Source organism: Clostridium sp. DL1XJH146, from assembly GCF_054819755.1.
This window is the reverse complement of record NZ_JBTVVN010000056.1, coordinates 1-18844: the sequence shown is the minus strand read 5'-3', so window position 1 is coordinate 18844 and position 18844 is coordinate 1. Positions and strand designations below refer to the sequence as shown.

The 18844-nt window shown below is 28.8% G+C and carries 14 protein-coding genes; 1 reads left to right on the top strand and 13 read right to left on the bottom strand.

All coding sequences use genetic code 11. The features are described 5' to 3' along the window. Nucleotides 1-660: 660 nt before the first annotated feature. The 12 genes from ACVHXK_RS17075 to ACVHXK_RS17020 form a co-directional block, all read right to left on the bottom strand. Nucleotides 661-2964, bottom strand: coding sequence for a DEAD/DEAH box helicase family protein (locus ACVHXK_RS17075; protein ID WP_461207616.1), 2304 nt, complete (start codon nucleotides 2962-2964; stop codon nucleotides 661-663). After that, a complete protein-coding gene (locus ACVHXK_RS17070; protein ID WP_461207615.1) occupies nucleotides 2961-4961 on the bottom strand; it encodes a site-specific DNA-methyltransferase in 2001 nt (666 codons plus the stop codon). The genes ACVHXK_RS17075 and ACVHXK_RS17070 overlap by 4 nt, the downstream gene beginning before the upstream one ends. Nucleotides 4962-5373: 412 nt before the next feature. After that, nucleotides 5374-6369 carry a type II TA system antitoxin MqsA family protein gene (locus ACVHXK_RS17065; RefSeq protein ID WP_461207614.1) on the bottom strand — a complete coding sequence of 332 codons (996 nt, stop codon included), beginning with the start codon at nucleotides 6367-6369 and terminating at the stop codon, nucleotides 5374-5376. A gap of 29 nt (nucleotides 6370-6398) precedes the next feature. Further along, nucleotides 6399-6809: a hypothetical protein gene (locus ACVHXK_RS17060; protein WP_461207613.1), complete on the bottom strand. Its 411-nt coding sequence runs from the start codon at nucleotides 6807-6809 to the stop codon at nucleotides 6399-6401. A gap of 532 nt (nucleotides 6810-7341) precedes the next feature. After that, a complete protein-coding gene (locus ACVHXK_RS17055; protein WP_461207612.1) occupies nucleotides 7342-7464 on the bottom strand; it encodes a hypothetical protein in 123 nt (40 codons plus the stop codon). 30 nt (nucleotides 7465-7494) lie between these two features. Continuing rightward, entirely contained in the window at nucleotides 7495-7716 is a 222-nt protein-coding gene (locus ACVHXK_RS17050) for a YdbC family protein (RefSeq protein WP_461207611.1), read from the bottom strand. Nucleotides 7717-7732: 16 nt separating this feature from the next. Further along, nucleotides 7733-10717, bottom strand: coding sequence for a type I restriction endonuclease subunit R (locus ACVHXK_RS17045; RefSeq protein WP_461207610.1), 2985 nt, complete (start codon nucleotides 10715-10717; stop codon nucleotides 7733-7735). Next, the gene (locus tag ACVHXK_RS17040; RefSeq protein ID WP_461207609.1) at nucleotides 10714-12126 is read right to left on the bottom strand and encodes a restriction endonuclease subunit S; all 1413 of its coding nucleotides are present in this window, start codon (nucleotides 12124-12126) and stop codon (nucleotides 10714-10716) included. Before ACVHXK_RS17040 ends, ACVHXK_RS17045 begins: the two co-directional genes overlap by 4 nt. Then, complete coding sequence (locus tag ACVHXK_RS17035) at nucleotides 12126-14213, bottom strand: type I restriction-modification system subunit M (protein ID WP_461207608.1); 2088 nt, start codon at nucleotides 14211-14213, stop codon at nucleotides 12126-12128. Before ACVHXK_RS17035 ends, ACVHXK_RS17040 begins: the two co-directional genes overlap by 1 nt. Nucleotides 14214-14506: 293 nt before the next feature. After that, the gene (locus ACVHXK_RS17030) at nucleotides 14507-15547 is read right to left on the bottom strand and encodes a PDDEXK nuclease domain-containing protein (protein WP_461207607.1); all 1041 of its coding nucleotides are present in this window, start codon (nucleotides 15545-15547) and stop codon (nucleotides 14507-14509) included. An 86-nt stretch (nucleotides 15548-15633) separates the two neighbouring features. Continuing rightward, on the bottom strand, nucleotides 15634-16467 hold the full coding sequence (locus ACVHXK_RS17025) for an ImmA/IrrE family metallo-endopeptidase (RefSeq protein WP_461207606.1): 834 nt from the start codon (nucleotides 16465-16467) through the stop codon (nucleotides 15634-15636). 1 nt (nucleotide 16468) lies between these two features. After that, on the bottom strand, nucleotides 16469-16825 hold the full coding sequence (locus ACVHXK_RS17020) for a helix-turn-helix domain-containing protein (protein ID WP_461207605.1): 357 nt from the start codon (nucleotides 16823-16825) through the stop codon (nucleotides 16469-16471). A 507-nt stretch (nucleotides 16826-17332) separates the two neighbouring features. On the opposite strand from ACVHXK_RS17020, the gene ACVHXK_RS17015 reads away from it, so the two are divergent. Further along, on the top strand, nucleotides 17333-18412 hold the full coding sequence (locus ACVHXK_RS17015; RefSeq protein WP_461207604.1) for a HigA family addiction module antitoxin: 1080 nt from the start codon (nucleotides 17333-17335) through the stop codon (nucleotides 18410-18412). Between the two features lie 264 nt (nucleotides 18413-18676). On the opposite strand, the gene ACVHXK_RS17010 is transcribed toward ACVHXK_RS17015, so the two are convergent. After that, nucleotides 18677-18838: a DUF2922 domain-containing protein gene (locus ACVHXK_RS17010; protein WP_461207617.1), complete on the bottom strand. Its 162-nt coding sequence runs from the start codon at nucleotides 18836-18838 to the stop codon at nucleotides 18677-18679. Between the last annotated feature and the right edge of the window lie 6 nt (nucleotides 18839-18844).

The window sequence follows — 18844 nt, the reverse complement described above, 5'->3', positions numbered from 1 at the left end:
AAAAGTTTTTTAAATATAAAATCATTTAATGGCTTCAATCTTTTCATTATATCACTCCTTTCTATATCTATATTATAACTTAATCATCACTATATTTTCACTGTTTTATTTAAAGTATTGACTTTTTCTTTTTTTATTAAACAAAAGGACTACTTTCCCCTTCTATATTGTAAATATCCTAAGTATTTCATACAACAACTAATAAACACATCTGAATTATATATCAACCTATTACTGGTTAATATTTGGACCCATAGAGGTGAGCTTGCTAGCATTAATTAATTACTTATTACTTATTATTTATAATACAATCTTAGATTATAAAATTTATTCATCATTTAATCAAAGTTCACAGAAAATTGTTTATCCCCGAGGTCTTGCTGAGGACATACAATGTCCTCAGTTGTTATTATAATTAATAAATTAAGCTAATGGATTTTTTCTAATTATATTTTGTACAAATTCTACAATTTCTACATAATTCGAGTAGTACCTTTCACTCTTGTGGGACATTAAAGTCGCTCACAGACCTACTTTCAACGGCTTTATACTGGTAATAATTAGGTCTCAGTGGTTCTTCCTAAACCCTTGATTTGAGCTTGCTATTTATTCTTTCTTCATCTTTATTTTTTTCATATTTTTTTCAAAATTAAAGTTATATTATTTCAAACAAAAGTTTACTGTTTCTTCTATAGAATCAAATGAATTGGCAACTATTTTACTATTCTTCATATTCCAAACTGTATATCCGTCCTTAGACCTCTTTTCATCTTCTCTTTTCCATGTTCCTTCCGATACTAATTTTATTTTAATTTCTGGTCCATCACCAATATTCCTTAATTCAAAAAGCTTTCTTTCTTTATCCATTGCTAGTATATGGTCTCCTTTTGTATCTATTGTTACAATAGATTCATCGTTCCATACTACAAAATCAGGATTAAAATTATTTGTATCACCTTTATCTAATAACGGTATTTCAAAGAAATTTGAGTTTTTATTTCTAAACCACGTTACCCCTTGCTTATCTAATTCTATTGCAAATACTTTCTCAAAATTATTAAATCCATTATAACCTTCATGCAAACTATTCTTAAATTTTATAACCCCATCTTTAGCCATTGTCATCTCTTGAATCTTGTGTGCTGAATCATGTATTACCACTATTTCCGAATATTTTATATATTCATCTACTATCTTTAAGGCGAAGTCCTTAATAATATTAGCAGCTATACTATTATATTCTACAAAAGCATCGAACTTACTTTGTTCAATATCGCATACATTCTTTAGTTTTTTATTGTATTTATTTAATTCAGTTACAAATATCCATCTAGCAGATACCTTGTTATTGTTCTCAATCTCGACCCACTCATATTCCATACTATCCTGATCATTTGCACCTATATATCTTTTCATTTGCATTTTATTTCCTTTACCAATAGTATTAACATAATCTTTTTTATAATCTGGTATCATAGCCACTATTTTTTTTATTCTCATTTTTGCTTCTTCTGTATTAGTAGCTATTTCTGGAACAAACATATTAATTTTAGGACTGTATGTGATTTTATTAGACCCACCTTGTTTTGATGAAAAAGTGATATCTAAATCTGGTATTTCCTTAGTAATTTTTTCTTCTATCTCCTTTATTACTTTTTTAAAAACTTTCTTTTCATCAGACCTTATATAAAAATATGCCACATTTAACGCTTCATGCTTATAATGAGTTATTCCTGGTTGCCTTAATACTCTACCTACAACTTGAGATATTTGTAATTCTGATCCCATATCTTTATCGATATAGGCACAGTAACACTCTGGATCATCCCACCCTTCTTGCAATGAAAGGTTGAAAATTATATGTTTATAATTTCCCTTTTTAAATTTATCATAATCACCATCCCCCCCAGAAAATAAATTAAAATTACTAGGTGGAGGAAATGCCTTATCAAATTTCAAATTACAATATATAGCAATATTATCTGGTTCAATACCTTTACTCACTAAATACCTCCATATAACTATAGGTCTAGCCCTTCTATCTTTAAAAGGTACTTCTACATTATCATTATATTTAGTATTCATAATTAAATTTGTATTAGTTACATAAATAGCTTTAGGTGATATTTTTAATTTCTCATCCTTTATACTATTTTTTAATTCTTCTAATTTTCTTATCATATCATCTACAGCAATTTCCATACTCGTATTATAACCATTTAATTCTATACCTTTTTTTATAAGCCCTGATGTCACAACATCTTTACTATTTATAGGTATGATTAAATCTTTATCCTCCCAACCTTTATCCTGCTTTAAAATCTTTATAAGTTTCTCCATTTCACTTGGTAATTTCATAGTTGCACTTGCAGTTATTAACGCATCTGGTTGTAAATCATCTATTATCAATTTGGTTTGTTGGTCTGATAAATTATGTCCCTCATCATATACTATTATTAAATTTCTTCTTATTCCTTCTTTTGTCTTCCTTATTTTCAACAAATTCCATAATGAATCTGTAGCCTTATCCAAGTGTATTTCAAATATTTTTCTATCACTATTTGCTATATCTTTTTGATTAAATTTTGCTACCGTTGCAACTAATAATAATGAATTATCTTTATCTTGTATATCATCTAAATTGCATTCTAATAATTTTTTTACATTATATCCTTTTGTAATATCTTTATAAGTCCCTGTAGATAGATTATCATAGGTTTGCCATATCACCACTTTTCCTTTTGATATCCAAAGAACTATAGGCGCTATTGGTAATTGTAATCTTATTTGAGCTAAAAAATCCGCTAAAATAACAGTTTTCCCACTTCCAGTAATAGCTGATAGATTTTGATAAAAAGGTCTAGTTACTGTTCTCGTTTTCATTAATGGGTCTTTCATATAATTTATTACCTTATCGCTTAATTGAGTTGCTGCATTTTTTTGAAATGTCTTTATCTCTATCATACTAATACCTCTTCTTCATTATACTTGTCTGTATATTCATTTAATCCTAAATGTGCTAATACCTTATCTGGAATTTTATAAAACACTACATTTTTACTTTGGTATGTTTCATATCGTGCATAAATACTATATTTTGTACACAAGTTTTCTTCTCGCGCTTCTCTTATTATCTCTCTATAAGCATTTATATCTAATTCTCCAACACTCTCTGGTCCATCCCATATTATAAATATTCCTTCATTATTAGAATTCTTAGCCACTAGATATTGATATTTTCCTTTAATTTCATATATACTATTCCTTCTCATTTTAATATCGTTATGGGAAGATAAAACTACATCTATTAAATCATCCCTTTTCATTGATAATATTGCATTAGCATCAATTTTATTTAATATTTTATAAAATTTAAATCCTCCACCTATAGCCTCGCAGCAACAATCTTTTTTATTTGTTACCCATTCTCCTTTTATTGCTCTTTTTAATCTATCGCAAGTTAATGTTCTAGCATATTTATCGCCATTTTGAGGACTACCTTGTTCTATTAAAATAAAATTTCTATCTGATTTAACTTCATAATTCAATTCCAAAACAGCATGTCCAGTTGTTCCTGAACCTGCAAAAGGGTCTAAAACAAGTCCGTCATTGGGACACCACAACTGAATAATTTTTTTTATTAACTTTAGTGGTTTAACTGTTTGGAATTTATTACCTTTACCAACAAGATTATTTAACTCATTAATTCCTACTTGACTATGTCCCGATTCTGTATATGCCCAGGACTGTGTTCCTAATTCAAAACTACCCTCATATTCATCATTAGCCCAATATGTCATTGGTACTTTTCCTTGCTTGACATCAATTAGATATCTCTTTAACCTTGGTCTTCCATACCCTTCTTTTAAGAAAAATAATCTAGGCCATGTATTTGTGTTTCTTATCTTCTTTGCTTTTTCTCTACTATTTTGAATAAAATCTGAATCAAATATATTTTGATCTTCAATAACACTATTTTCGTCTAAATTTACGTTAACACCAATATTAGGCAATGGAGCCTTTTTCATCACTAAAGCCTTTGCTCTACCATCTTTTAGGTCCTTTTCACAATATTCGGTTCCCCATTGACCTAACCATTTTTTCATCTCACTTTTTTTATTTCTCCATGAACCAGCTCCTGGATAATGTAGTGTTCCTGTAAATGGTGATTGTATAGCATATCTATCTTTATCAGTTACTCTAGAAGCGGTTGGGTCACCACCGGCCCATTTAGAATATGAATCATTATCCTTATTAGTGTATCTCCTATTCATAGTTTCATCTCTATCTAATAAATTTGTAGTAGCCCGCTCTCTATCTCTTGCATATATCAATACATATTCAGTTGCGCTTGATAAATGCTTACTATCATTTTTAGGTGAATAAGATTTTTGCCAATTTATTAACCCTATTCTATTTTCTTCCCCAAAAATTTCATCTAACATCATTCCTAGATGAAATAATTCATTATGGTCTATACATATAGCCAGAACACCTCCAGGCTTTAACATTTCTTTCATCATTTGTATTCTTGGTAACATAAATTTCATCCACTTTGTATGCCTTGAACCATCCTCTAAAGTCACAACCCCTCCTAAATCCGGATCATTAGGATCTTCATCCCATTTATCATTATACCTAAAATATTGTCCTGTATTATATGGCGGGTCTGTTACTATTAAATCTACAAGTCCCTTATATTTATATAAAGTAACCATAGCTTGTAAATTTTCACCTTCTATCAGCATATTTCCTGCTGCTTCTTGTTCAGAACCTACAGATAAATCCCCTTCTTGCTTCATTATACGTGGTCTAACTTTTCTTCTGATTTCAGATGCTGTCTTTTTACCATGAAACATAACTGATATTCCACCACTTAACATTTTTTTTAAAATTTTAAGTAATTCATTTTTATCCATTGATTCAAGTATATCCCCACTCTCAATCCCTTCAAACTCCATATGTACCCCCTTATGACCTATAAATAAATAGATTTCATATTTGTGAAATATTATTACGCATATATTTATAATTATCATTTATCCAAGAAGTAAAAATAGTACTTACTCATAGTACTTATTTATAGTTTTACCCTCTTAAATTTATGCTAAAAAAACAAACCATTATGCTATATTTTTAATTGAGTATACAAGCTGATTTAAACTATAATAAACAAACTCATCAACATTTCACCTTGAAATATATCTTCTTTATTTTCCATGAACAGCAAATATATAATTTGGCATAAAAAAAGAGCCCTTATCAGGCTCAACAATCATTTTATTAATATTTATTCATATCCTCTCAATGCACTAACAACATTTTTAAATCTAAAACCTGGCATTCATTATACATCTGATGAATATACACATATTACAATTCTTCAAATTTAATTTGTGTATATTCTTTTATATCCGCTGGCGTCAACATATTATACTTTTCCTTTACTGCAATAAAGTATTTTCCAATCAACATTTTATCAATGACACGATTTGAACTCATATAATCCGGTAAATCTTTACGAGTTTCTAACCATGGAGATTCTAAATGAGTAAATCTTTCCAACACTTTTCCACTATAACAGCATAAATTTTTAATTACACAATCTATAACAGATTTTTGTGTTGCCATAAAAATAGTAGTATCAAACTCATCTGCCTTTTTAATAGGGTCAAAATGATAACTAGAGTATTTATTGTAGATTTCTCTGTATACCGGACCATGGACCCAAGCTTCACAATTGTTTTCAAAAATAAAAGTTTTATAAAATGCATAATAGAATCCCTGTATATAATACAAAACTTTTTGCAACGCAAGTGGGGTAATATCCTCACACTGATTTAACAAATATCTTACTACTAAATCAATGTTCATTTTAGTTTCAATTTTAATACCTATTAAGTTGTCTACAGCTCTTTTACTTTTGTCATATGAAGACGTTGTTTTTAGGTTTGTTTTATTTTCTTCTAAAATTGTCTTAAAATAGTTTGGATCATCATAAATTTGCTGTAGTGTTTCAGAATACTGCTTTGTGGGCATATCCCCATCGCAATATCTAGAAAAAGTTTGTTCTCCCCATCCTAATAATAAGGATAATGGTCTTTTCCCAATTGCATATTTTTTTGGTATCTCTAAAATCTTTTCCAAAGATATAATACAATTTTTTTCACGAAATGCATCGTATAAAGCCTTTAAATTGAAATCACTTACTTCATCAACAAATATTTCTTCTCCACAACATTCGCAATGAGCAACCTTTCCTTTATATTCATACGTTTCACCTTTTAAAGTTCCTACCATTTTTTCTTCTGTAACTGTGTAATGCACATCATCTCTGCATTCTACACAAAATACCATGTTCTCTTTCATCGTCCTTCCTCCTTTCAATTTCCAATTAATTACTTAAACAAGTAATTAATTGGCTTGTTACGTTTATGGAAAGAAATAACCACTGTCCTTCTACCTTTATCAATATCAATAATATTAAATTTAGTATATATATCAACCTTCTCCTCTTCACCATCAATATTAAATAATTGTACTTGTGGAACAAACACATACAATATTTCATATTCATATCCCTTATTGGTGTTTTTTAGAGAGTGGCAGAAATCCTCTGGAATAATATTTAGTAAAATAGATTTTCTACGACTACTATTTATATTATATTCATTGATAAAATCTATGTTTTCTTGCCTATTCTTATTTATTTCAATATTAAATTTATTATCTCTAACACAATCCTTTATTTTATTCAAAATTACAAGTATTTCTTCTTTAGAATAATTCTGATTGTAATGTGAATTCATTGCATCACCCTTTCATAATACAATGTTACTTTATTATATGCCCCTTGTCAATATTATGTGCATCAATTGATACATTTATTCATTGCAATTGATACATTCATATAATTTCAATAAAACTTTAAAAGGCATATCAGCACCTCCATATTGAAGTATTGATACACCCTAATCTTACATTTTATTAATATAAACCTTTTAGTGCTATAGAAGCCAAGACATAAAACTGTATGCTTTATATTTATTTGCACACTCTATAGATAACTGCTTTTTATTTTTTTATTATAAATTAACTAACTTAGCTTTCTATTAATAAAATTTTTTTACTCTCATTGTATTTTTTAAATAGAATATTTTTTTCGACAACAAATTTACTATTTAGTTAACTGTTAGCTTTATTCTTACTAACTATTTATTAATTCCAAATGTATTAAATTTATTATTTAGCTTTTCACATTCTTCTATATGAAATAACTCTGTAACACAAATAATATCCTCTTACAGTTTGTTTTTCAAATCCACCGTCAACTACTTGTATTTATACAGTTTCAAGCATTATTTCATCTTTTGTTTGAACAATAACCACTGATACAATTTCTGGTTTTAAAAATACTCTATATTTTGTCTTTAATTTCTCATAAAAATCTATAGTACTATACAATGTATCTTTATACTTTTCCTCCTTATATATCTATAAATCCATCTCATTAAGCAAATCTCTCAAAGTCTTCAATTCCTCAACAGATAAAGTAATCCCCTTCCCCATCTTCTCATGCTCAGGAGCCCAATCTCTTAAATCATATTTAGCTGCTCTTCCGTTCCAGCTTATTAGGTTTAGCTCTTTTGACCACCCCTTTGGTGATTCTGAAATTGCTCCTATAGTTTTTTCTATTTCATATTTTATCTCTGCCATTGTAATTCTCCTTTTTCTATTTTACATTTTTATGACCTTTAAAGGAATCATAAACATCAAGCATAATCAAATCCATAAGTTTAGCTCTGAAACTATCATCTTGAAGAATTTTACCATAGAATTCTTGATTTTTATCGTATTCTTGAATAACTCCATCTAAAAATGAAGGCTCAAAAGCATATTTAAAATCGTCATAGGTATTGTGTTTTGCTTTAAGTTCCAAATCTTCATTTAGTTTAAGATTATTTCTTATTTGCTCAACAGCTAATTTCTCCGAGCCTGAAAAATTTGTTCCGTAACGCTCATTAAGCTTATCAATAATACTACTTAAATAATCCTCTTCTCCCTCTACTACATTTCCTCCACCAGAAATTTTTATATTGACGCCTATTTGTTCTTCTTTTTCTAAATATATACTTCCCTCAGTTTTCTTTTCTAATTTGTAATACTGGAGGAGTACCTTATCTGTTATATCTACACCGCCTGGTCTTTCAATATCTATTTTCTTAATTAAGAACCTTAAATAAACATTTAATCTATGAAGGTCAGAGTCAACAATTGGTGCAACTTGAATAATAAGATTATACAGATTTATAAATTTACTTATTAAACTCTTAAATTCAATAGTTTCATCCCTTGAAAAATCTTTCATCCTATCAATGGAATTGTTGACACAATTATTCATAGTACTTATATCGCTTTTCGTGTTTTTATCTTTATAATAAATCTCTGTAAATAATATAACATCTTCTCTATTTATAACTTTTTTATCATAAATAGTTCTCTCAATTGTATAAATCTCATTAGGTTCAATATCATTTTCAAGGACCGTATCTCTATAAAAAGGTTTAAATGCCTCAAGAATATCCTCTGGTTCATTAACAAAATCCATTACAAATGTATCTTCTTTACCTGGATAAATCCTATTTAATCTTGATAATGTTTGAACCGCTTTTACGCCAGATAATTTTTTATCTACATACATTGTGTGAAGTTTTGGTTGGTCAAAGCCTGTTTGGTATTTATTCGCTACAATAAGCACTCTTGATTCGTCCTTATCAAATTCTTTTGGAACCCCTGTTTCAGCTAGACCACCATTCATTCCTGTTTCTTTATGGTCAATTCCATCATCTTTTACTGTTCCAGAAAAAGCTACCAAAGTTTTTAAATCCTTGTATCCTTTTCTTTTTATATATTCATCAAAAGCAAGCTTATATCTAACAGCATGAAGTCTAGAAGAGGTCACAACCATAGCCTTCGCTTGTCCTCCAATTTTCTTCATAGTATGATTCTTAAAATGTTCTATTATCACTTCTGTTTTCTGAGAAATATTATGAGGATGTAAACTCACATACCTTACAATTGATTTAGTAGCTTTACTCTTATCAAAGGAAGGGTCCTCCTCAATCTTTTTATTCACATTATAGTACATCTTATAGGTCATATAATTTTTAAGAACGTCCAAAATAAAACCTTCTTCTATTGCTTGACGCATACTATAAATATGAAATGGGTAATACTTACCATCATCATGCCTAGTTCCAAAAAGTCTTAATGTAGTACCTTTTGGAGTTGCTGTAAAAGCAAAAAAACTCACATTAGAGCTGTCTACAAACTTTTCAAGTTCCTTATTAATTTTGTCCTCAGCATCTATATCATCCTCTTCTTCTTTGCTTGCAGCTTCCAATGCTTCTTCTTGACTTAAAGACTCTTTTAAAGCCATAATATTTCTTCCAGAGGTTGAAGAATGTGCTTCATCAATAACTATGGCATATTTTTTCCCTTTAGTCCCTGCCAATTTATCTAAAATATAAGGAAACTTTTGAATAGTACTAATGATAATCTTAGTCCCTTTTTCAATTTCTTCTGCCAGCTGAGATGAATCTTCATCAATCTTGGCAACAAGTCCAATTTTATGTTCTAATTGATATATAGAATCTTGGAGCTGTTGGTCTAAAACCTTTCTATCAGTAACAACTATAACCCCATTAAAAATAATATTATTATCATTATCGTGAAGTGATGCCAATCTATGAGTAATCCATGTAATTGAGTTTGTTTTACCTGAACCTGCTGAATGTTGAATAAGATATCTATTACCAGCACCATTATTTTTAGCATGGTGCAACACTTCCCTTACCACATCTAACTGATGATATCTAGGAAAAATAAGAGTTTCCTTTATCTTAGTTACTCCATTATCAAGTTTTTCCTCTTTCTTTTGAATGTAAGTAAACTTGTGAAGTATTTCTAAAAGTGAATCTTTTGCTAAAACCTCTTCCCAAATATAATGAGTCCTAAGCTTTCCATCTACTATAGGGTTTCCTGCACTTTCATTATTCCCTTTATTAAAAGGTAAAAACCTAGTCTTTTCACCATTTAACTTGGTAGTCATATAAGCCTCATCTGTATCCATTGCAAAGTTTACTATGGCTCTTTCTTTAAATCTAAATAAAGGATTTGTACTACTTCTATCATATTTATATTGCTTTATGGCATTTTTATAAGTTTGACCTGTAAAAGCATTTTTAAGCTCCATAGTTATAATTGGAATACCATTAAGGAAAATAACTAAATCAATCTCTTTTCCACCTTCATAAGCCAGCTCCTCAGTTACTGAAACTATATTCTGCTTGTATAGAATAAACTGGTCTGGATTTAAATTAGTAGGCGGCTTAAAATAAGCAAGCTGTAATTTTACTCCATAATCTTTAATGCCATGCTTAATAACATCTATGGAGCCTCTAGTTTTTAGTTCTCTATCTAAATTGGTTAATACTTTCATCCTATAATTTGTTTTATATATTTCCTTTAAGCGATTCACTGATTTTTCTTGTGTTGTTTCAAGAAAAGAGAAAAGCTGATCTACATCAATGGCATACTCAGTATTATACCCACCATTAAAAGACTCAACATATCCATTGTCATTAATTAAGTATTCTTTTATTAATGCTTGAAAAGATTTTTCTTTTAAACTATCTGGTGTGATTGATGTAATCATTGCACTTCTCCTTCTTTAATTATTTCCCAATCTCGAAGGTCTATTTTGCCTGTTACGGCTTCGGATATTAGGGATTGTTTGGCTTGGGTTAGTTTTTGGATTTGGCTTTTAATATTCGAAATTGAAGCTAAAATTAATTCAATCTTTATGCTAAGAAATTCACTAATTTTATCTTGTTCCTCAATCTCTGGATAAGTAATAAAAACATTTTTCAAACTATTCTGCCCAATATTTTTTCTTATACTACCACTAGAATAGAGAATTATTTGTTTTCTAGATTCATACGAATCCAAAAAGTACTTTTTAAATCCTATAGTTAGTTCATCATTCTTATCTCGTCCTCTTATGACAAAACCACCAAAGACAACTTCTTCATTTCCGATATATACTGTTGAAAGACCTATTTCTTCTCTCGTTTCAGATGTTCTATTTAGTAGAATATCACCTTTTATAACTTTGTTTTCAACTATTGCACTCTTAGATATGTTTACTTTACTAGTTATTTCTTCATAATTCAATATTTCATTATTTATTACTTCTTTTACATTAATAAATTTGGTGCCATACCCATACATACTAGCATCAGCATTAACTCCGTTTTTGAATGAAAATAAAAATCCTAATCTCTTAACTCCCCACTCTCTCGGTATCATCCCCAACCATTCAATTCCACTATCTTTCATTTCCTCAGGCTTTCTTTCCACAAGTTCTCCATCAACAATTTTCACCTTACCAGTAACTACTTCTGATATAAGGCTTTTTTTAGCTTCTTCAAGCTTTTCAATAAGCTTTTCTTTTTTAGAAATTATTGAATCGAATTGAGCTGTTTTAACGTGTAGAAAGTTGACTATTTTTTGTTGTTCCGATTTATTAGCCAAAACAATTTTTTCTTCAAAATAACTTGTTGTATTAATATTTTGAATTCCTGTTGTCTGATTAACATGTTTCATATTAACTCTTTTATTATATAAACATCTGAAATAATAAAGTAGGTATTTATTATCATTTTCATTTTTCACATCAATTTTAGCCATAAAATTTGCATAAATTGATGGAGTACTACTTTTATAAATACATACAAATCCAACCGGTTGTTTTTCACCACCACCAGATTTTTCTATAAGCAAATCATTTTTATTTAATAAATAAGTTCTTTGTTTATAAATATTCAAATTGCGGATAGTGATATTATTCATATCCACTGTATTTTTGTTTCTATTAAAATTAGTAATTCTTATGCATGGTATGTCGTGTATATTTTCTTTCTTATCTTCACCCCAAATACCATTTTTTACAGATGCCGTTACATACTTTAGTTTTTTCACTTTCCAATCCTTTGGCTGATTTTCCAACCACTCAATCCCACTATCCTTCATTTCCTCTTCACTTCTATACTTTATCTCACCCATTACCCAATCACCTTCACAATCTCTGATTGGATTTCCTTCTCCAATTCTTCAATCTCAAGCATTATATCTTTAAAGGGTCTTAATTCTTCATACTTATAGAAATATCTTGTGAAAGGAATTTCATAGCCTATTTTTGTTTTTGAATGGTCCAGCCAGAATTCATTTACATGGGGTTTTACTTCTTTTTCTATGTAGCTTAGAATATTTTCCTTTTCCTTTTTAATATGCTTTTCAGTATCCACGTTATAATCTTCTACCTCTTGTGATAGTGGAATAGACTCTGTATCTTTAAGGGTAGAATCTGCTTCTTTTTTCTTGCCTTTCATACAATAATCTGCTGTTTCATCTCTTTCTGAAAGTCCCATAAGTATTGCTTTATATAGTGCATTTGTAAGCTTTATATCTTTTAACATCTTCTTTAATTTTTCATCGAATACTTCTCTATTTTTTATAAGTTTATCGCTTATATTTTCTTTTAATGTATTTATTATTTTCTCTTGCAATTCTTTTCCTTCATATTGCTTTTGCAGCTCTATTAACTCTTTTTTCTTAATTGTCTGCTTTTCTTTTTTAAGCTCTAGTTCTTCTACTTTATCTTCATCATAAAGTTTTGAAAAAGCTGATTCTGAATAAATATTTTCTATTCTTTCTTCTGAAATTTTAAAGTTTAGTTTAAGTGGTCTTTCTATTGTTACTTTAAGAAATCCAAATTCTTTATTATCAAATATTTTGCAATATTCATTTTCTTTAAACTCACCATAAATACGCGCTATTTCATTTATATCCCTTTCACTTATTTGATTTCGTTTTGACCCTAAAGATTTTCTCATTTTATGATAAAAACCAGAAGCATCTACTAATTGAATTTTGCCATTTCTAATAGGTCCATTTAGAATGTTTTCATTTTTCCTATTTGTAAGAATCCATATGTATGTAGCTATACCAGTGTTATAGAATAAATCTGTTGGAAGTGCAATTATTCCTTCTAGAAGGTCATTTTCTATAACCCATCTTCTTATTTCTGATTCACCAGAGCCTGCATCTCCTGTGAAAAGAGGTGAACCATTGAAGATAATAGCCATTCTAGAACCTTTTTCATCATCTATCATTTTTGAAAGCATATGTTGTAGGAATAGTAAGGAGCCATCAGAAGTTCTAGGAGTTCCTGCTCCGAAACGTCCATTAAATCCCATCTCGTCAACTTCATTATCAATAAAATTTTTATCCTTTTTCCAATCTACTCCAAAAGGAGGATTCATAAGTGCAAATCTTACCTTTTGATTTTTATGTCCATCTGCCGTAAAGGAATTACCAAAGGCAATGTTCTTCTCTTGCTGCCCTTTTATAAGAATGTCTGCTTTACAAATTGCATAGGATTGGTTATTAAGTTCTTGACCAAAAACCTCTACCTGTGCTGTTGGGTTTAATTTTTGGATATACTTTGTTGCAACAGATAGCATACCACCTGTACCACATGCAAAATCCCCAACTGTAAAAATACTGCCTGGTGTTGTTAGTTCCTCTTCCACTCCATTGAATATAAGATTAACCATAAGCTCTATAACTTCACGTGGAGTATAGTGATCTCCAGCTTCAGCATTTTCTGAAAATCTTCTTATAAGTTCTTCAAAAACATAGCCCATTTCTTGATTGGATACTACTTCTGGATGGAGATCTATGTTATTGAATTCTTTTATTACTAAGAATAATAAATTATTATCATCAAGCTTTTTAATCTCTTTATCAAATTCAAAATTCTCAACAATTTCTCTTATATTTGAAGAGAACCCTCTTATGTAACTTTCAAAATTAGTCTTTATATTATCTGGATCATCTAGTAATTTTTTAAAATTAAATTGTGATTTATTAGAAAATCCATGACCAGCAATTCTATTTAATATCATTTCTATATCTGTAGTTTTAGCTTTTTCTACTACTGCATCTTTAGTATTTTCTAGTAAACAATCAAAACGTCTTAATACTGCCATCGGTAAAATTACATCACCATATTTTTCTGGTTTGTATGGACCTCTTAATAGTTCTGCTATTTTCCATATAAAATTTACTTTTTCATTAAAGTTTTGCATGTCTGTCTCTCCTTCTGCTTATTATTTCAATTTTATAAAATAATTATTACGTAGATTAATTTCACATTTACTATGTACAATTATATCATAATTGTGGTTTTTTTGTTATATTTACCATATTGAATTCTACTAATGTAAAAATACCTAGCAAAATTTATTTACTAGGTATTTTTATTTAATTAAAAAGAGAACCAGACGCATCCGGTTTCCTTAAGTGTAGTCCGAAGACTTGCACCGCTATTCATTATATATAGTATAACATTTTACATGAAAATATTTAACGTAATTATGTACTAATTTTTTTCAATGTCAATCCCACTCAATGTAATATTCTCTTCTATTTCATCTACTGTAGGAATACTCCCTCTTAATTCCTTTGGAATTTCATGTAATACTTTATATTCAGCTACACCTATAGGTTTTGTCATATCTTTAAGAGAATACTCTGCTACAAGTTTATTTTTTTCTTTGCATAAAATAATACCAATAGAAGGTTTATCCTCTTCAGTTTTTAACACATCATCTACAGCAGATAGATAGAAATTAAGTTTCCCTGCATATTCTGGCTTGAATTTTCCTGTTTTCAATTCAATAATCACATAACATCTAAGTTTTATATGATAGAATAACAAATCTAAATAAAATTCTTCCCCACCAACATTAAGTTTATATTGATTGCCAATAAAAGCAAACCCACTACCAAGTTCTAATAAAAAACTTGTAATCTTTTGAACCAATTGGTTTTCAATATCTCTTTCATTTATTTTTTCTGTCATAGATATAAAATCAAATATATATGGATCTTTTAATGTTTCCTTTGCCATATCACTTTGAACTTGTGGGAGTTTTTCCGAAAAATTATTTGTCTTATCTGACAAAACCTGCCTTTCATATAATTTATATTCTATTTGATGTACTAAAACATTACGAGACCAGCCATTTTCAATTGTCTTATTAATGTACCAATTTCTAACTTCTCTATTTTTTACTTTTTCTATTAAAGTAATATTATGATACCAAGTAATTTGTGCAAGTGCAGCTTGCACAAATTCAAAATTCGGATATTCCAATGCTAATCTTCTCATATTTTTAAGATTTCTAATTGAGAAGCCTTTCATTTCTGGAAATTCTTCTTTTAAATCCTTTGAAAGTCTATCAATGAATTTACTTCCCCAACCCTCTTTTTCTTGATTTTCAAGTATTACTTTTCCAATATTCCAGTATAGAACAATAAGTTCCTTATTAACTTTACGAAGTGCTTGTTCTTGAGATGAATATACATTTCGTTTGATTTTATTAAAAATATCCTTATATTCATCAATCTCAAAATTCATATAATACACCACCCATACATATTTATTTGAATCTTCGTCAAAAATCAAATATAGCTTTTACTCTTGCCAAAATTCTAAGTCCTCACTTAGTCCTGCAGACTTTTCATAAATTCTTTAGCTTCCTCTGATAATTCACTGTCCTCTTCATACCCAAATTTTTCTGGTGTACAACCTAAGTACCCAAAAATTCTTACTAAATCATCATAGGTTGTATTACCTTCTTCAAAATTTGATTTCAAAACCTCTAGATTTTTCTGCAATATATAAACATCTTTTGATGGAATGTTTAGGTCATTGCTACGACCTAATTTTTTAGTTAACTCTTGTAATTTTCCATCAAAATTCACAATCTTATCAAGCATTTTCTTTTGAATATCAGTAATAATGCCTATTTCTTTTAGCCTTTTTGTCATTGCAATATAATCAACACCATACTTATGTTGAAGTTGAATTACTATAGCTGAATCTATATCTTTCATTTTATTCTCAGTGATTTGATTAACATTATCTTTTAAACTTTTTTCTGGAATTAGTAATTCTGCCGCAAAACTATCTGCCATTTGTTCATGTATATTTACATCGCCATCGTTATTATTCACCATTTCTTCGATAACAGAATTTTGCTTAATATATACACGATTTTCTAAAAGATGATATATTTCATGAGCTATTGTAAATCTTTCATATCCATATGTTTGATTTGTATTTGTAACAATCACAAAAGTATCATATTTATAGCCTATAAATCCAGCTAATTTTAAATTTTTAAAAGGTGTCCTTATAAGCTCTATATTAATACGTTCATCTTTTTCTAATGAATCCAAAATCTCTAATAGCTGATTAGCGCAGTAATTTCCTAATTCATATTTATCTCTAAAATTCCTAGCTCTTTCATATGCTATTCCTCTAAAATCAGCCATTTTATTCACCTCTATGGATTTCTTTTTGGGTACATAATGCATCCATTAATAATTCAATCCTTTTTATTTCTAATAAATCTTTTTCTTCCATTCCTTTAGCTTTAAATGCCATTACAAAAGATTCTTCCTCTGTTTTATCATTCTCTGAATCATTAATATATCCATACAAACTGTCTACATCAATAGAAAATAATTTACCTATATTTATAGCCTCTTCTAATGATACCGCTCTTTGGCTTCTTTCTATTTTTGCAATTGCAACCCTATTCAATCCTACTCTATTTCCAAGCTCTTCTTGAGTTATTCCCATTTGCTTTCTTAAAGAGTTAATTACTTCTCCAATATTATTAAATTTCATTTCAACTCTCCCCTTTACATATATTATATAGTACATTTATATCAATTTCAATATCATTATATAGTTTTTGTTCTGATTTGTTACATTATATTTATATTTTTAACAATTATGTTTTTTATATTCAAGTTTATTATAAAAATATATTTTTAAATTTAATGTAGTGAAATTTATTCAATCTCAATCAACCGTATACATAAATTTTAACATCATTAGATAAAAAATATTGATAAAAACTTAAAATTAAATTATCATAAAATGTATACTAAACAAAATTATAACTAAAGTTTTATAAGACAAATGTTTAAATAGATTTAATATGAGGATAAATTATTAACCTGATAGGACGTTGTCATCCTCTAACAGGAAATTTAAAAGGGAAATTTGCATTAGACTTAGATCATCCAGATAGATTAATAATAAAACCAGTACTTGAAGAAGGTATAGATATGAGTGTAATTAATTTCTTTAATATTAAAGAAGTAAGTATTGTGGAGGTGAGAGATTATCATGGCTAAAAAAATTGAATATCAAGCTGCTATTGCTGTACCACCTGGCGAAACATTAAAAGAGCTTATAGAGAATATAGATATGTCCCAAGTTGAACTATCAAAACGGACTGGATTAACCACAAAACACATAAATGAAATAATCAATGAAAAGTCTCCTATAACTCAAGAAACTTCTTTAAAACTTGAACATGTTCTAGGTATACCAGCAAGTTTTTGGAATAATCTAGAATCAAATTATCAAGAAACAAAAGCTAGGTTAAAAGCTGAAGAAGAAATAAATAATGAACTTGCTATTGCTAAAGAGATACCCTATGCTGAGATGGCCAAATTGAAATTTATTGAATCTACTAAAAAATCGGAAGAAAAAGTTATAAATTTAAGAAATTTTTTCGGAGTAGCTAAGCTAACTCTAATTCCGGATATTATAGAAGTTGCATTTAGAAAAAAAGATAAAGAGACTTCATCTTCATATGCCATTGCAGCTTGGTTAAGAAAAGGTGAAATAGAAGCTAGCAAAATCGAAACAGCTCCATATAACAAACAAAAACTTCAAAAATTAATTCCTACATTTAGAAAATTAACTTTAGAAAAGCCAGAAGTATTTGTACCTAAAATCATAAACTTATGTGCCTCATGTGGCGTCGCTGTAGTTATAGAACCTCACTTATCAAAAACTTATGTTAATGGAGCTACAAAATGGTTATCAAAAGATAAAGTACTTTTGCAACTTAGTTTAAGATATAGTTTTGCAGATATATTTTGGTTTAGTTTCTTTCATGAATTAGGTCATATATTAAAACACAGCAAAAAAGAAACTTTTATAGAAAGAACTAAAAATATTGATAAAGATGTGTTAGAACAAGAAGCAGATGCTTTTGCTTCTGATACTTTAATTCCTAAAACTCGATATAGCAAATTCACAAGAGAAAATAATTTTATAAGCGAAAACTTAGTTTTACAATTCGCCAAAAATATTGAGATTTCACCATGTATAGTAATTGGAAGACTACAACATGATAAGTTTTTAAACTACAATCAGCTTACAAATTTAAGACCGAGATTTTGTTTTAAGAATTAAATATATTTTTAGATTTGATAACAAAAAAAGCAGTAGATACTTTTGTGTATAGCCAAAGAGGTCTACTACTTTTTTATGTATGATTAGCAACAACTAAGTATTAAATATACTTGTTGGAAATAAAGTATATACATATCTTCATTTAATATTAAAAATAAAAAATTATCTAACAGAAACAAAGACCAATCCCTATACCAGGACCAGTCTTCATCATCAATTCCTATATTAACTTAGCAAAACCTCCAAAAGAGGTCTCCCCCACCACTAAAGCACAATATCAGTAACAGTCTTCTCTTCAATGTAAGCAGAATCTTTAGCTGCATAATCGCCAGAAGAAGTACTAAAAACATTCTTCGCAATAACTTCATCCATAGCAGCTGAAATCTCAGCATCAGTAACAGCCTCTTTGACATCCTTAAATCTCATACTGGC

Bases quoted from the DNA above. Each gene is read 5' to 3' on its own strand.
- ACVHXK_RS17075 (WP_461207616.1), bottom strand. From the start codon at position 2,964: ATGATAGAGATAAAGACATTTCAAAAAAATGCAGCAACTCAATTAAGC.
- ACVHXK_RS17070 (WP_461207615.1), bottom strand. From the start codon at position 4,961: ATGGAGTTTGAAGGGATTGAGAGTGGGGATATACTTGAATCAATGGAT.
- ACVHXK_RS17065 (WP_461207614.1), bottom strand. From the start codon at position 6,369: ATGAAAGAGAACATGGTATTTTGTGTAGAATGCAGAGATGATGTGCAT.
- ACVHXK_RS17060 (WP_461207613.1), bottom strand. From the start codon at position 6,809: ATGAATTCACATTACAATCAGAATTATTCTAAAGAAGAAATACTTGTA.
- ACVHXK_RS17050 (WP_461207611.1), bottom strand. From the start codon at position 7,716: ATGGCAGAGATAAAATATGAAATAGAAAAAACTATAGGAGCAATTTCA.
- ACVHXK_RS17045 (WP_461207610.1), bottom strand. From the start codon at position 10,717: ATGATTACATCAATCACACCAGATAGTTTAAAAGAAAAATCTTTTCAA.
- ACVHXK_RS17040 (WP_461207609.1), bottom strand. From the start codon at position 12,126: ATGGGTGAGATAAAGTATAGAAGTGAAGAGGAAATGAAGGATAGTGGG.
- ACVHXK_RS17035 (WP_461207608.1), bottom strand. From the start codon at position 14,213: ATGCAAAACTTTAATGAAAAAGTAAATTTTATATGGAAAATAGCAGAA.
- ACVHXK_RS17030 (WP_461207607.1), bottom strand. From the start codon at position 15,547: ATGAATTTTGAGATTGATGAATATAAGGATATTTTTAATAAAATCAAA.
- ACVHXK_RS17025 (WP_461207606.1), bottom strand. From the start codon at position 16,467: ATGGCTGATTTTAGAGGAATAGCATATGAAAGAGCTAGGAATTTTAGA.
- ACVHXK_RS17020 (WP_461207605.1), bottom strand. From the start codon at position 16,825: ATGAAATTTAATAATATTGGAGAAGTAATTAACTCTTTAAGAAAGCAA.
- ACVHXK_RS17015 (WP_461207604.1), top strand. From the start codon at position 17,333: ATGGCTAAAAAAATTGAATATCAAGCTGCTATTGCTGTACCACCTGGC.
- ACVHXK_RS17010 (WP_461207617.1), bottom strand. From the start codon at position 18,838: ATGAGATTTAAGGATGTCAAAGAGGCTGTTACTGATGCTGAGATTTCA.